This is a genomic window from Thalassobaculum sp. OXR-137 (genome assembly GCF_034377285.1).
Lineage (GTDB): Bacteria > Pseudomonadota > Alphaproteobacteria > Thalassobaculales > Thalassobaculaceae > Thalassobaculum.
The window spans coordinates 3,744,398-3,759,763 of the sequence record NZ_CP139715.1 but is presented as its reverse complement, the minus strand read 5'-3'; the positions used below and the strand labels follow the sequence as shown (position 1 = coordinate 3,759,763).

Here is a 15,366-nt window from a genome sequence, read left to right as displayed (position 1 = left end):
TTTAACGCTGTTGCAATATACGCTGAGCAGCGGGAGGTGCAAAGCGCGTTAGACGGCTGGGATGGAGGCCGCAGTAAAGCCTGAATAAACGTCTGGGCTTTTACTCTGCGACGCAGGACCGGAACGGATGCTTCCGCCGAATGGCGGTGCCGGTCTCGAGTGGTCTGGAAAGGCGGGGAATGGTGAGCGCGACAGGGTTCGAACCTGTGACCGTCTGATTAAAAGTCAGATGCTCTACCAACTGAGCTACGCGCCCGCCAAGGGGTGGCGGGAAGCTATGCAGCGCATCCCGCCGGGTCAAGCAAAAGCCGACGTAAAAGATACATCCACGCCCCTGCCCGTCACGACGGGCGCGCGATCGAGGGGCGCATCCTCACGCCACGGCGGGGGCGAAGGCGAAGCCCCGGGCGATAACCGTTTCGCACGCCCGTACGACGTCGGGGTCATACCGGGTGCCGCTGCCCGCGCGCAACTCGTCGAGGGCGGCATCGATACCCAGGCCGGCGCGATACGGCCGGTGGCTCCACATCGCCTCGACCACATCGGCGACACCGATGATACGGGCTTCCCGGCAGATCTCGTCCGCCTTGAGCCCCTGGGGGTAACCCGATCCGTCCAGACGCTCATGGTGCTGACGGATGATGTCGGCCACCGGCCAGGGAAAATCGATCTCCCTCAGGATCTCATAGCCGTGTTCGGCGTGGGACTTCACCACGTCGAACTCGCTGGCCGTCAGACGGCCCGGCCGGGTCAGAATGTCGGTCGGTACCGCGAGCTTTCCCACATCGTGCAGCAACGCGCTGTATTCCAGCCCTTCGCACGCATCGTTCGACAACCCCATTTCGTGCGCGATCTCAAGGCTGAGAACCGCGACCCGCCTCTCGTGGCCGGCGGTATAGGGATCGCGTTTCTCCACCGCCATGGCGATCGCATCCACGGTCTGCTTCAGCACATGCTTGACCCCTTGCAGCGCGCCGCGAAGCCGCTCCTGGGCATCCTTGAGGTCGGTCATGTCGATCCCGACAACGGCGATCTCGGATACCGCACCGTTGGCGTCCAACAGCGGCGCGCCATGCCAGCGGTAGGACAGTGTGCGGCCGTCAGCGGTGACCAGCCTGACATCGGCGTTCGTCGGGCGCGCCGTGTCCTTGACCCGGCCGATCGCCGCCTTGGCGGCGGCCAGATCGTCCGGATGCGCCAGGGCGTCGACCGTCATCCCCGACAGATTGCTATGGGAATAGCCGAGCACGGCTTCGTTGGCGGCATTCCACTCCACCAGGCGTCCGTCGGTATCGAGGATCAGCAGGGGATTGGGCAACGCGTTGCTCAGGTCCCCCAGCCGCTTGCGGGTATTCTCGTGGCGCAGGCGCTCATGCCGCTCGCGCTTCTCGAGACTCGTCCAGACCAAGAAGAGGGACACACCCGTGACAGCGACGAAGGCAAATCCCTTGGTCATCTGGAGTTCGATCAGGACCTCGGGATCGCTCGATATCAAAGAGACGATCAGGTCGGAAAAGAGGATATAGAGCGTTGCGACCGCAACATAGGCAGCCGAGACCGCGGCTGCGGGGCCTTTGAGGGTGTCAAGAATGCGGGGGGAAGCGGACTCGTCGGAGTCGGTCGCAATCGCCATCGGTGCACAGCTCCTTGGTTGTCGGAGCACTTAACCATGACATGCTTAAAATTGTGTTGATCCCGACGTCTTCGCCCGCTCCCCAACCCGTTAATCAGAGGCTGATGGTTACCCGGTAAAGGGTCCGGTCTGCTTCGCCTGGCTGTCCTTGGCCGGATCGCCGTCGAACCGGTTCATCACCCGCTCCGCCACCCGGGCCGAGACGAACTCGCTGATCTCCCCGCCGAGCCGGCCGATCTCCTTCACGAAACGCGAGGAGATGAACTGGTGGCGGTCCGAGGCCATCAGGAAGGTCGTCTCGATCCGTGGGTTCAGACGGGCGTTCATGCCGGCCATCTGGAACTCGTACTCGAAGTCGGACACCGCCCGCAGCCCGCGGATGATGACGCTCGCCCCCTGGGTCTCGGCGAAGTGCATCAGCAGCGAGCCGAAGGGCTTCACCTCGATGGTGCCGATGAACCCGTCCTCGCGGTTGCGGGCCAGGATGTCGTCGATCTCGTCGCGCACCATCTCCACCCGCTCGTCCAGGCTGAACAGCGGGCCCTTGCCGGCGTTGCGCGCGACGGCAACCACCAGATGGTCGACCGTCTTGCTGGCCCGGCGGATGATGTCGATATGACCCTTGGTGATCGGGTCGAACGTGCCGGGATAAACCCCCACACGAGTCTTATGCTCGGTCATTGCGGCGCCTCTCCCCCTTCGTCCGCATCGCCCGAGGGAGCGTCGTCCCCGCTCTCCCCCGTCTCGCCGGCCGCGATCTCCTGATCGACGCCGGTCTCGGCCGTCTCGTCCTCGGCCACATCCTCCTCGCTGCTCTCACCGACCAGCGAGACGGACACGACATTCTCCTCGTCGGCCACCCGGAAGACGTAGACGCCCTGGGCCTGGCGCGAGGTCTCGCGCACATCGCCGATCGGGCAGCGGATGACCTGGCCCTTGTCGGTCACGGCCATGATCTGATCCGTCTCCGCCACCGAGAAGGAGCCGGCGACCAGGCCGTTCTTGTCGGTCAGGTCGACGTTGGCGATCCCCTGCCCGCCCCGGTTGGTCAGGCGGTAGTTGTCGATCAGGGTGCGCTTGCCGAAGCCCTTGGTGGTGACGGTGAGGATGTGCTTGCGGCGGATCTCGTCCGTCGCATCGGCCTCGCCGCCGGCCGCCCCGTCGATGTCGAAGCGGCGCAGGATCGACATGGAGACGACCTTGTCCTCGCCGAGCAGACGGATGCCGCGCACACCCAGGGAATCGCGGCCCTGGAACACGCGCACGTCGGTGACGTGGAAGCGGATCGCCTTGCCGTCGCGGGTCGCCAGGAACACATCGTCGGCATCGGTGCAAGGCATTACGCCGATCAGACGGTCGTCCCCGTCCAGCCGCATGGCGCGCTTGCCGGCCTTGTTGATGTTGGTGAAGTCGCTGAGCGCATTGCGCCGCACCGTGCCCGCCTCGGTGGCGAACATGACGTGGAGCTGCTTCCAGCTTTCCTCGTCCGCCGGCATCGGCATGACGGTCTGGATCCACTCGCCCTCTTCGAGCGGCAGAAGATTGACCATCGGCCGGCCGCGGGACTGCGGCGTGCCTTCCGGCAGGCGGTAGGTCTTGAGCTGGTAGACTTGGCCGCGAGAGGTGAAGAACAGGATCGGCGCGTGGGAATTGGCCACGAACAGCCGGCTCACCACGTCCTCCTCGCGGGTGGCCATGCCCGAACGGCCCTTGCCGCCGCGCTTCTGCGCCCGGTAGGTGGTCAGCGGCACCCGCTTGATGTAGCCCGCATGGCTGACCGTGACGACCATGTCCTCGCGCGGGATCAGGTCCTCGATGTCGTGCTCGAACTCGTTCTCTTCGATCTCGGTCCGGCGCGGGTTCGCCCAGGATTCCTTCGACTGCAGGAACTCGCCGCGCATCACGTCCAGAAGACGCGGGCGGGAGGTCAGGATCTCCAGGAAGTCCTTGATCTTGGCGGCGATCTCCTCCGCCTCCTCGATCAGCTTGCCGCGTTCCATCCCGGTCAGGCGCTGCAGGCGCAGCTCCAGGATGGCTCGGGCCTGGATCTCCGACAGGGTATAGGTGCCGTCGTCCTGCACCTTGTGTCCCGGATCGTCGATCAGAGAGATGAAGGGGGCCACGTCGCCGGCCGGCCAGGCCCGGGCGCAAAGCCGCTCGCGCGCCTGTGCTGCGTCGGAGGACGCCCGGATCAGCTCGATCACCGGATCCAGATTGGTGATGGCGACCATCAGGCCTGCCAGGATATGCGCCCGCTCGCGCGCCTTCTTCAGCAGGAAGCGGGTGCGCCGGGTGATCACCTCCTCGCGGAACTGCACGAAGGCGTAGATCACGTCCCGCAGGTTCATCTGCTCGGGACGGCCGCCGTTCAGCGCCAGCATGTTCACGCCGAAGCTCGTCTGCAGCGGGGTGAAGCGATAGAGCTGGTTCAGCACCACCTCGGGCACCGCGTCGCGCTTCAGCTCGACGACGACGCGCACGCCGTCGCGGTCGCTCTCGTCGCGCAGGTCGGCGATCCCCTCGACCACCTTCTCGCGCACGATCTCGCCGATGCGCTCGATCATGCGGGCCTTGTTGACCTGATACGGGATCTCGGAGACGACGATCGCCATCCGGTCCTTGCGAATCTCCTCGATCACCGCGCGGCCGCGCATCACCACCGAGCCGCGGCCGGTGTGGTAGGCGTCGCGGATGCCGGCGCGGCCGAGGATCAGGCCGCCGGTCGGGAAATCCGGACCCGGGACGAAGCGCATCAGCTCGTCCACGGTGATGCCTGGATTGTCGACCATCGCCAGACAGGCGTCGATCACCTCGCCCAGGTTATGCGGCGGGATGTTGGTCGCCATGCCGACGGCGATACCGCCGGCCCCGTTCACCAGCAGGTTCGGGAACTCCGCCGGCAGGACCGCAGGCTCTTCCGTCGTCTCGTCGTAGTTCGGGACGAAGTTGACGGTTTCCTTGTCGATGTCGCGCAGCAGGCCCTCGGCCGCCTTGGCGAGGCGGGCCTCGGTGTAGCGCATGGCCGCCGCCGGATCGCCGTCCATGGAGCCGAAGTTACCCTGGCCGTCGACCAGGGGCAGGCGCATGGAGAATTCCTGCGCCATGCGGACCATGGCGTCGTAGATCGCGCTGTCGCCGTGCGGGTGATACTGGCCCATGACCGCGCCGACGATGTTGGCCGACTTGCGGTACGGACGGCTCCAGTCGTAGCCGCCCACCTTCATGGCGTAGAGGATGCGACGGTGCACCGGCTTCAGGCCATCGCGGACGTCGGGCAGCGCCCGGGCCACGATTACGCTCATGGCGTAATCGAGGTACGAGCGGCGCATTTCGTCTTCGATGGAGACAGGCGCGATGTCGTGCGGACCGGGCGTTGAGTCAGACAACCGAGGGGTTCCGATCGTAGGTTTCGACAGGGATCATGCCGGCGATGAACAGGTAGCGATCGAGATGCCAACTGATTCGTTAAATCTTAGCAAAATCGCCCATTTCCGGCAATGTTGCGGCGCCGAAATATCACGGTTCGGGCGCGCCGGATCAAGTTCCGAGTGCGCCCGGCGCCGCCGCCGCCTCGGCTCGCCCGCTCATCGCCCCCTAAGTCCCCGCAGTCAGGCGGTTATGCGGGTTCCATGCTCGCCCGGCCGGCCTCCGAGCGGACGGCCCTGTTCGGAAGCACGAAGGTGACCAGGGTGCCCTTGCCGGGGGTCGATTCGATCTCCACGGTGCCGCCATGCAGATCGATCAGGCGTTTGACGATGCTCAGGCCGAGGCCGGCGCCCTCGGAGGTCGCGGCCCCGCCGGCCGACCCGCGGGTGAACAGCTCGAAGGCCGATGCGGTATCGCTGGACGTCATGCCGCGGCCGGTGTCTCGTATCGCCACCGCCACACCGTCCGCCACCCGCGATACCTCGATCGAGATCGAGCCGCCCCTCGGGGTGTACTTGGCGGCGTTGCCAACCAGATTGAGCAGGATCTGCTCCAGCGCGTTCGGGTCGGCCCAGACGCTCAGCCCGCTGCGCGGTGCAGAGACCGAGAAGGATTTGGCGTCCAGATCCCCCTTCAGCAGCACCAGACAGGTCTCGACCGCCTCGTCCATCGAGACCATTTTGCCCTGGAATTCGTAGCGGCCGGAATCCAGACGCGCCACGTCCAGGATGCTGTCGATCAACGACCGCAGGTGATCGCCCCCGGTGTGGATTTGACGGGCGTAATCGCGATAGCGCTCGGCCGCTGCCGCGTCGGAGCCAAAAGTCTGCAGGGCGATCACCTCGGAAAAGCCGAGGATGGCATTCAGCGGGGTGCGCAGGTCGTGGCTCATCTGCGCCAGGAACTCGGTCTTCGCCCTGTTGGCCCGGTCGGCGTCGTCCCGGGCCATGCGCAAGGCCTCTGTCCGGTCTTCCAGCGCGTGGTGGGCTTCCATGAACTGGGCGAAGACGGAGCGCATGCGAAACACGATCCAGCCCAGCGACGCCATCGCCACGAACAGGATCGCCGCCATGGGCATGATGAGTTCGTGCAGGAACTTGGTGCCCGGCTTCGGGCTCCGCCAGGTGAGCCGGGCCACGGTGCTGCCGTCGAGACCGGTAAGATCGAGGACGTCGGCCACCGAACCGGCCTCGGTCAGCAGGCGGAGGCCGTCGATCCTGTAATCGGCGGCGAATGCGGCGAGCAGATCGTCATTGATCTCCCGCAGGTAGATCAGGACCGCGGGCCCACCCTTGCGTACGGGAAGCTCGGCCCTGTCCTCCCATTTCGCGACGGCGGCGGCGGCCATGAAAATCTGGTCGCCGTACCGGACGTAGGTCTCCTGGGCCACCGGGCGCATATTTGGAGACCCGGGATCGCTTCTGGCGGCGCGGACCAGGGCGACGAGTTCGGCCGGCAGTTCCAGCAGACGGCCGTCGACCGTCAACTCCTCGGCGACGGAGACCACATACGGTTCGTTCGATCCGTCGACCACGAAGGTGATGTCCACGCCCAGATTCTGCTGTGCGTAGAGCCCGACATTGTCATTGATCCAGACCGCGTCCGGGGCGAGAACGACGTGCTCGACGAAGTCGTTCCAGTACGCGTAGTCCGACGTCCAGCCGCCAAGCTCGCGACGGTTCCCGTCGATGATGCTGCGCAGGGTATGCCGCGTGGCGTCCACCGCCTGCCTGTCCTGAGCATCCGCGGCCAGCCAAGCCATCGCGAAGACGGCGCCCACGAGCCCGGCGATAAGACCGATGACAGGGAGCAGCAACCCGAAGCGCGGTGCCACAGACGCCTGCCCGTCGGTCCTCGCTTTACGGTCCATGCTTTGTCCGTAGGTTCCGAAAATCAGGCCAGACTGCGCCCGTTCTCTTGGTGACCCAGCTTACCCAAGAGGCTTGCCCCGAAGCCTTTCAATATCGTTAACATTCCAAAACTATTGGAATCAATTCGAATAGAGGCCGTCCGGCTTCCGTGCGCTGAAGGACAGGCTGAGCGGAAGCAGCGGGTCGGTGCCCTCCGGCCAGGCATGAAGACCGTCGGCCCGCTCGACCAGGCTGGGCAGCAGCGCCCAGGTGATGGTCGGATGCTCGTGCAGGAACTCGAAAGCGAGTCCGGCCGCGGCTACTGATGTGACGAGTTCCGACACCGGATGGGCCCATTCGTAGGTCCGCGTGTTCACGGTCTTGTGAGCGCTCCCGTAATCGTCCGGGTCGTCCAGTTCGGTGGGCGCGGGGTCGTGAAAATACCGATACTTGGTCTTGAACCGCCCGGCCGCCGCCTCGCAGGCGCCCTGCCCCTCGTCCCAGACATAGGCCAGGGGGTGGCAATCGGCGAAATACAGGCGACCGCCGGGTTTCAGGAAATCGGCGGCGATCCGGGCCCAGCCCGCGAGGTCCGGCAGCCAGCAGATCGTCCCCCAGCTCACGAAGACCAGATCGAAACGCTCGGGGATCAACTCGGGCGCGGCGTAGAGGTCGCCCTCCACGAAGGTGGCGGAGAGGCCGGTCTCCTGCGCCAGGGCGCGGGCCGCGCGGATCGCCTCGCCGGAAAAATCGAGCCCCGTGACCGTCGCCCCGCGCTGCGCCAGGGTCAGGGTGTCTAGCCCGAAATGGCATTGAAGGTGCAGGACGCAGAGCCCGGCCACCGGGCCGAGCTCCTCCTCCACGATCGGGTCGAGCCGGCGGTTGCCCGCGCGCAGGGCATCCACCGAATAGAAGCCGGAGGTCAGATGGGGCTGAACCAGCTCGTCCCACTTGGCGCGATTCGCGTCGCGAAACCGGTCCATGCCCCCTCCACGTGCCGATCCGGTTAGAACGGGATCTCGTCGTCCAGGTCGCTCGGCCCACCCATGGGCGGCTGGCCACCGCCGCCGCCGGAGGAACCGCCGCCATAGCCGCCGCCCGAGGAGCTGCCGCCACCCGACGAGCCGCCGCCGTAGCCGCCACCCGAAGACCCGCCGCCGTAATCGTCGCCGCGGCTGTAGTCGCCGCCGCCGCCGCCTTCGCCCCGGCCGCCAAGCAGGGTCAGCTCGCCGCGATAGCGTTGCAGCACGACTTCGGTGGAATACTTCTCCTGCCCGCTCTGGTCGGTCCATTTACGGGTCTGGAGCTGGCCCTCGATATAGACCGAGCTGCCCTTGCGCAGATACTGCTCGGCGATCCGCGCCAGGTTCTCGTTGAAGATCACCACGCGATGCCACTCGGTGCGCTCCCGCTGCTCGCCGGAGGTCCGGTCGCGCCAGCGCTCCGAGGTCGCAATCGCGAGGTTCACGATTTTCAGGCCGTCCTGGGTCGATCGCACTTCCGGATCGCGGCCCAGATTGCCGACCAGAATCACCTTGTTGACGCTGCCCGCCATGTTTCTCGCTCTCTGTTTGTTCCGAACCTCGTCCCATGATGCGGTCCATGGAACGGTTTGGGCGACAATCCCACAGCCTGCCCCGATGCGCAAAGACTGCCGTGACCAAACTGCAAACGGCGAAGAACCGCGGGAAACTGCAAATCTAGTTTCGAACTCTCGACCCGCCGCTTATCGATCCGAATTCGTAACGATCCGAGTCGCACTATCCGCTACCCCGGTCGGCGAAAGTTACCCACAGCCTTGTTACCGCGCCCCAAGGCTATACTTAGAGTGCATATTCGGACAGGTGGTCATACCGGGCCTCTGTGTACTATATTTGTTCTCCTTCCGCGACTCTCGAGGACCCGATGGCGCCCGACCCGTCTTTGCCGAAGCCGGCCACCCCTGAGCTGCGGGCGATCCGCATACGCGGTGCCCGCGAACACAACCTGCGCAACGTCGATGTCGACCTGCCGCGGGACAGCTTGGTGGTCCTGACCGGATTGAGCGGGTCCGGCAAATCCTCGCTCGCCTTCGACACGATCTATGCCGAGGGTCAGCGCCGCTACGTGGAGAGCCTGTCGGCCTATGCCCGTCAGTTCCTCGAACTGATGCAGAAGCCGGATGTGGACCTGATCGAGGGCCTGTCGCCGGCAATCTCTATCGAGCAGAAGACGACCTCGCGCAACCCGCGCTCCACGGTCGGTACGGTCACCGAGATCTACGACTATTTGCGGCTGCTGTTCGCCCGCATCGGTGTCCCCTACTCGCCCGCCACCGGCCTGCCGATCGAGAGCCAGACGGTCAGCCAGATGGTCGACCGGATCTGCGCTCTGCCCGAAGGCACACGGCTCTACCTGCTGGCCCCGACCGTGCGTGGCCGCAAGGGCGAGTACCGCAAGGAACTGGCCGAGCTGCGCCGGCGCGGTTTCCAGCGCGTGCGGGTCGACGGCGAGCTGTACGAGATCGAGGACGTGCCGGCGCTGGACAAGAAGCGCAAGCACGACATCGAGGTGGTGGTCGACCGGCTGGTGGTGCGCGAGGGCATCTCGACCCGGCTGGCGGATTCCATCGAGACCGCTCTGGAGCTGTCCGACGGCCTGCTCTTCGCCGACGACGCCGATAGCGGAGAGCGGCACACCTTCTCCGCCAAGTTCGCCTGTCCGGTCAGCGGCTTCACCATCGACGAGATCGAGCCGCGGCTGTTCTCGTTCAACAACCCGTTCGGCGCCTGCCCGACCTGCGACGGGCTCGGCAGCCAGATGTATTTCGACGAGCAGCTCGTGGTGCCGAACCCGAAGCTGAGCCTCAAGGCCGGGGCCATCGCCCCCTGGGCCGGTTCTTCTTCGAAATACTACGCCCAGTCGCTGAAGAGCCTGGCGGCGCATTTCGACATCTCCCAGGACACGCCGTTCGAGGATCTGCCGGAGGAGGCCCGCCAGGGCATTCTTTTCGGTACCGGAACGACCCCGGTGACCATGACCTTCGATGACGGGTTGCGCAGCTACAAGACCAACAAGCCGTTCGAGGGGGTGATCCCCAACATGGACCGGCGCTGGAAGGAGACCGACAGCTCCTGGGTGCGCGAGGAGCTGGGCCGCTACCAGTCCGTCGCGCCCTGCGAGGCCTGCGGCGGCCAACGCCTGAAGCCGGAGGCCCTGGCGGTGAAGATCGCCGGGCTGAACATCTCCGAGGTGACCGAGTTCTCCATCGGCACGGCCGTGACCTGGTTCACCGACCTGTCCGGCAGCCTGACGACGAAACAGGGCGAGATTGCCGAACGGATCCTGAAGGAGATCAACGAGCGGCTGGGGTTCCTGAACAATGTGGGCCTGGAATACCTTACGCTCTCGCGTTCCTCGGGCACCCTGTCCGGCGGCGAGAGCCAGCGCATCCGGCTGGCCTCGCAGATCGGCTCGGGCCTGACCGGCGTGCTCTACGTGCTGGACGAGCCGTCCATCGGCCTGCACCAGCGCGATAACGACCGGCTGCTCGCCACCCTGAAGCGGCTGCGCGACCTCGGGAATACGGTGATCGTGGTCGAGCATGACGAGGACGCGATCCGCGAGGCCGACTACGTGGTCGATATGGGCCCGGGCGCCGGGGTCCATGGCGGCACCGTCGTCGCCGCCGGCACCCCGGCCGAGGTCATGGCCAATCCGGCCAGCCTGACCGGCAAGTATCTGGCCGGCTTCGAGCAGATCGAGATCCCGGCGACCCGCCGAAAGGCGAAGAAGGGCAAGCAGATCGCCCTGACCGGGGCCACCGGCAACAACCTGAAGAACGTCACCCTGAAGATCCCGCTGGGTACCTTCACTTGCATCTCCGGTGTGTCCGGCGGCGGCAAGTCGACCCTGGTGATCGAGACGCTTTGGAAGGCGCTGGCCCGACGGCTGCACAACGCCCGCGAACACGCCGCCCCGTTCGAGCATCTGGCCGGGCTGGAGAATGTCGACAAGGTGGTCGATATCGACCAGTCGCCGATCGGCCGCACGCCGCGCTCGAACCCGGCCACCTATTCCGGCGCCTTCACCCCGATCCGCGACTGGTTCGCCGGCCTGCCCGAAGCCAAGGCCCGCGGCTACGCGCCGGGCCGCTTCTCCTTCAACGTGAAGGGCGGGCGCTGCGAGGCCTGCCAGGGCGACGGCGTCATCAAGATCGAGATGCACTTCCTGCCGGATGTGTACGTGACCTGCGACGTCTGTAAGGGCAAGCGCTACAATCGTGAGACGCTGGAAATTACTTTCCGGGACAAGTCGATATCGGACGTTCTTGACATGACGGTGGAGGAAGGCGCGGTCTTCTTCAAGGCGGTGCCCTCGATCCGCGACAAGCTGGAAACCCTGGAGCGGGTCGGCCTCGGCTACGTGAAGATCGGCCAGCAGGCGACCACCCTGTCCGGCGGCGAGGCGCAGCGGGTGAAGCTCGCCAAGGAACTGTCGCGCCGGGCGACCGGGCGGACCGTCTACATCCTGGACGAGCCGACCACGGGGCTGCATTTCGAGGATGTGCGGAAGCTGCTGGAAGTGCTGCAGGCGCTGGTCGATCAGGGCAACACGGTCATCGTGATCGAGCACAACCTGGAGGTCATCAAGACCGCCGACCACGTGGTCGATCTCGGCCCCGAAGGCGGCGACGGCGGCGGCCGTATCGTCGCCCAGGGCACGCCGGAAGACGTCGCGGCGACGGAAGGCAGCTACACCGGCTCCTACCTGAAACGCTACCTGCGCCCCACTCCGGCGAAGAAATCGGCGTAGGGGCACCTCTCTCACGGCCCCCACTCCCCGGCCCTGTGCCGTGGCCTGCGACGGGGCCTACGGCGGGACGGTACGGGCACTCTGTGCAGAATGCGCGGACGGACGGGACGGCAGAACCGTGGGCCCAGGCACAAGGCCGGGGAGTGCGTCATCCTGGCGCTCGCGGATTTGCCACGACAGCTAAGGCGCTGTCTGCGGGCCCCTCATCGCAGCGGTACCACGGTCTTCTCGGTCTGGTCCGCATTCCAGTAGGCGACCTGGCGCGCCTCGAAATCCCAGTCGCCGATGGCGACCAGATAGGCGCCGCCCACCTCCCACCGGATGTCGTAGATCATCGACACCATGGGCACCGGCATTCGACCGTAATCCGTGCCGTCCGTTCCCTCGATCCGAATGTGGCCGGCCTTGTCCCCCGACTGGCCGGGGAACCGGGGCACCATGGCGTCGAGGACGCGGTAGGTGGCGATGGCGGTATATCGGCCGTCCGGCGATGGCTCGCGCCGGTACTCGCCCTCCTGAAAGGCCAGGAAAATCACCCCGCCCATGGGCAAGGCAATAAACGCCACCGCCACAACGAGCAGCCGGCGTTTCCAACCCCATCGTGTTCCGCCCTGGCCCATGAGTCCCTGTTGCCGCTTCGCCTGTGCGCAGTATCGCATGGCCTCGCAGAACGACGACAAGCGCGGGGCAGGTTTAGGCGCCGAGAGGAAGGCACGCTCGCTCCCGCAGAAGCCGACAGTCGGTCAGATGTTGAACACCTTGCCGTGGATCGGCATGGAGGGGGCCACGCCCAGGCCCTGGACGTAGTCGAACTGGGCGCGGCGGGCGGCGGTGGCCGCGTCGAAGGTCTGGGCGCCGTAGAAATAGCGCCGCATCTTGCCCGCCTTGTTGCCGGTACTGAATGCCCTGAGGGCTTTGCTGCCCTCCACCGTGGGACTGCCGAGTTCCGCGCCGTTCACGGCGACCGCCACCAGCCCGACCCCGCCGAGCTTGTCCGCGCGCCGGAATGACAGGCTGAAATCCCCCACGAATCCAGAGAAGTACGGCGACAGGTATGTGAAGATCGTGTGCAGACGTCCCTGAGGCACATCGTCCGGCAGGTCGCGGACCATCAGCATCGCCCGCTGCTCGGCGATGCGGGGCAACAGTTTGCAGACGTCCAGATAGGCCTGCCGGAAGCCCTTGGCGGCCACCGTCTCGAAATGCACGGGGATGATGAGGAGCGCCCGCATCCGGCGCTCGGCCGCCTCGGTCAGCGCGCGGCCGGCATGGCTCAGCACCAGCCGGTCCATCGCGGCCTCCACCGCCCCCGTCCCCGACGAGCCACCGCTGCCGCGGCCGAGATCGACGTCGTCCGGCACATGCAGGTCGGCGTGGTAGCAGGAGACGAGACGCTTGCGCACATTGGCGACCGGCCAGAACCGCATCACCATGCGGTCCTTGGCCGCCTCGACCATGGCCTCTTCCGCCCGCTCCGCGTCGCGCTGGGCCTCCTCAACCGATTTCTCCAGCGCCGCCGGGCTCTTCAGCGCCTCGGTGTCCTTGCGCGGCACCTCGAAAACGACGGGTCGGACGGACACCGCCTCCATCCCCGCCCCGGCGCCGCTGAGCTTGCCGTTGACCTCCACCGCGATCCGGCGGGCGGTGGCATCGGCCTCGGCCCGCGTCGCCTTGCCGAACAGCACGACGAACTTCTCGTCGTTCATCAGCAGGAACACGTCCGACGACGTGATGTGCCGCTTGATGACGCCCTCGGTCACCAGATGCACCTTGTCCTTGATGCCTTCCCAGCGGTCGCCGAACCGCTCCTTCAACGCCTCGAATCCGAGCATCTGGACGTTGCCGGCGATCAGGGCATCGGCCGCGACCCGGTTCTCCCGCACGAAGGACAGGACTTTGGAGGTGAAATCGGCGGCATCTCTCGGGTCGAGCTTCTGCCGGTCGAAGGATTGCAGAAACCCGCTTTTCTTCGTTTCGCGAGGGATACCGCTCTCGTAGGTCTCAGACATACCTTCTCCGGTGGGGAGACCGGCCGGTTTCCGGCCGGAAGAGTGACGGTCCGGTCGATACACTACCGCAAGTTTCCATCCTATTTTAGGCGAAACCGCGATATCTCATGGGAGGCCTGCCCTTGCGCGGCCGCCGGGCGGAGGTTATCTCCCGCACAGACTGCGAGGAAATGATGTCTATTCCCTTAACGCCCACCTCCGAGCGCCCTGCTTCCGCCGTTCCCGTTCATGTCATCGGCGGCGGACTCGCCGGCAGCGAAGCCGCCTGGCAGCTCGCCCGCGCCGGCGTGCCTGTCGTGTTGCACGAGATGCGCCCCGTGCGGGGTACGGCCGCCCATCAGACCGACCATCTCGCCGAGCTGGTCTGTTCCAACTCGTTCCGCTCCGACGACCACACCGCGAACGCGGTCGGCGTGCTGCACGAGGAGATGCGGCGCTGCGGCTCGATCATCATGGCCGCCGCCGACAGCCACCAGGTCCCGGCCGGCTCCGCGCTGGCGGTCGACCGGGTCGGGTTCTCCGCCGCCGTGCAGGAACGTCTGGAGGCCGAGCCGCTGATCACCATCGAGCGCGGCGAGATCGCCGGGCTGCCGCCGAAGGAGTGGGACAGCGTCATCGTGGCCACCGGTCCCCTCACCTCCGATCCCCTGGCCGAGGCGATCCGCGAGCTGACCGGCGCCGACAGCCTGGCTTTCTTCGACGCCATCGCGCCGATCGTCCATGCCGAGAGCATCGATTTCGACACCGCCTGGTTCCAGTCGCGCTACGACAAGCCGGGCCCCGGCGGGTCCGGCGCCGACTACGTGAACTGTCCGATGGACGAGGAGCAGTACAATGCCTTCGTCCAGGCGCTGCTCGACGGCGACAAGATGGACTTCAAGGAGTGGGAGGCCAACACTCCCTATTTCGAGGGCTGCATGCCCATCGAGATCATGGCGTCCCGCGGCCCCGAGACCCTGCGCTTCGGCCCGATGAAGCCGGTCGGCCTCACCGATCCGCGCACCGGCCGCCGGCCCCACGCGGTCGTCCAGCTCCGCCAGGACAATGCGCTCGGCACGCTCTACAACATCGTCGGCTTCCAGACCAAGCTGCGCTACGGCGAGCAAAGCCGGATCTTCCGGATGATCCCGGGGCTGCAGAATGCGGAATTCGCCCGGCTGGGCGGCCTCCACCGCAACACCTTCATCCATTCCCCGAGCCTGCTCGACGACACCCTTCGGCTGAAGGCCGATCCGCGCCTCCGTTTCGCCGGTCAGATCACCGGGGTGGAAGGCTATGTCGAGAGTTCCGCCATCGGCCTGATGGCCGGCCGCTTCGCTGCGGCAGAGCGTTTGGGACGCGCACCGGACGTACCGCCGGTGACCACGGCCTTCGGCGCGCTGATCGGGCATATCACCGGCGGCGCCAATGCCGAGACCTTCCAGCCGATGAACGTGAATTTCGGCCTGTTCCCGCCGCCGGAGGAACAGATCACGGCGAACGGCAAGCGCCGCAAGCTGAAGGGCACCGACCGCCGCAAAGCGATTGCCGAACGGGCGCTGGCGGATCTCGACGCCTGGCTCGGCCGCCCGGCGGAAGCGGCGGAGTAGCGGCCTCTACCGCATCGCCTCCCCGTTCCTGGGATCAAGCCGGCGCACAGCAGTCCGCCCGGCGG

The 15,366-nt window shown here is 66.2% G+C and carries 10 protein-coding genes and 1 tRNA gene; 2 read left to right on the top strand and 9 right to left on the bottom strand.

Features of this window, described 5'->3' with window-relative positions:
* Nucleotides 1-180: 180 nt before the first annotated feature.
* The 7 genes from T8K17_RS17380 to ssb form a co-directional block, all read right to left on the bottom strand.
* Nucleotides 181-256, bottom strand: a tRNA-Lys gene (locus T8K17_RS17380).
* 117 nt (nucleotides 257-373) lie between these two features.
* The gene (locus tag T8K17_RS17375) at nucleotides 374-1,633 is read right to left on the bottom strand and encodes an HD domain-containing phosphohydrolase (protein ID WP_322330999.1); all 1,260 of its coding nucleotides are present in this window, start codon (nucleotides 1,631-1,633) and stop codon (nucleotides 374-376) included.
* 108 nt (nucleotides 1,634-1,741) lie between these two features.
* Entirely contained in the window at nucleotides 1,742-2,314 is a 573-nt protein-coding gene (coaD, locus tag T8K17_RS17370) for a pantetheine-phosphate adenylyltransferase (protein WP_322330998.1), read from the bottom strand.
* Nucleotides 2,311-5,019, bottom strand: coding sequence for a DNA gyrase subunit A (gene gyrA, locus T8K17_RS17365; RefSeq protein WP_416153125.1), 2,709 nt, complete (start codon nucleotides 5,017-5,019; stop codon nucleotides 2,311-2,313). The genes coaD and gyrA overlap by 4 nt, the downstream gene beginning before the upstream one ends.
* Before the next feature lie 230 nt (nucleotides 5,020-5,249).
* Nucleotides 5,250-6,929 carry a sensor histidine kinase gene (locus T8K17_RS17360; protein ID WP_322330996.1) on the bottom strand — a complete coding sequence of 560 codons (1,680 nt, stop codon included), beginning with the start codon at nucleotides 6,927-6,929 and terminating at the stop codon, nucleotides 5,250-5,252.
* Between the two features lie 120 nt (nucleotides 6,930-7,049).
* Nucleotides 7,050-7,892 (bottom strand): class I SAM-dependent methyltransferase, encoded by an 843-nt coding sequence (locus T8K17_RS17355; protein WP_322330995.1) that lies wholly within the window; start codon nucleotides 7,890-7,892, stop codon nucleotides 7,050-7,052.
* Between the two features lie 23 nt (nucleotides 7,893-7,915).
* Complete coding sequence (gene ssb, locus T8K17_RS17350; RefSeq protein WP_322330994.1) at nucleotides 7,916-8,464, bottom strand: single-stranded DNA-binding protein; 549 nt, start codon at nucleotides 8,462-8,464, stop codon at nucleotides 7,916-7,918.
* A gap of 350 nt (nucleotides 8,465-8,814) precedes the next feature.
* Between ssb and uvrA the strand changes: the two genes are divergently transcribed.
* Nucleotides 8,815-11,703 (top strand): excinuclease ABC subunit UvrA, encoded by a 2,889-nt coding sequence (uvrA, locus tag T8K17_RS17345; protein ID WP_322330993.1) that lies wholly within the window; start codon nucleotides 8,815-8,817, stop codon nucleotides 11,701-11,703.
* Nucleotides 11,704-11,906: 203 nt separating this feature from the next.
* Here uvrA and T8K17_RS17340 read toward each other — a convergent pair whose 3' ends face one another.
* Nucleotides 11,907-12,248 carry a hypothetical protein gene (locus T8K17_RS17340; protein WP_322330992.1) on the bottom strand — a complete coding sequence of 114 codons (342 nt, stop codon included), beginning with the start codon at nucleotides 12,246-12,248 and terminating at the stop codon, nucleotides 11,907-11,909.
* A 198-nt stretch (nucleotides 12,249-12,446) separates the two neighbouring features.
* The gene (locus T8K17_RS17335) at nucleotides 12,447-13,712 is read right to left on the bottom strand and encodes a hypothetical protein (protein WP_322330991.1); all 1,266 of its coding nucleotides are present in this window, start codon (nucleotides 13,710-13,712) and stop codon (nucleotides 12,447-12,449) included.
* Nucleotides 13,713-13,885: 173 nt separating this feature from the next.
* On the opposite strand from T8K17_RS17335, the gene trmFO reads away from it, so the two are divergent.
* Nucleotides 13,886-15,301, top strand: coding sequence for a methylenetetrahydrofolate--tRNA-(uracil(54)-C(5))-methyltransferase (FADH(2)-oxidizing) TrmFO (gene trmFO / locus T8K17_RS17330; protein WP_322330990.1), 1,416 nt, complete (start codon nucleotides 13,886-13,888; stop codon nucleotides 15,299-15,301).
* Nucleotides 15,302-15,366 lie beyond the last annotated feature (65 nt).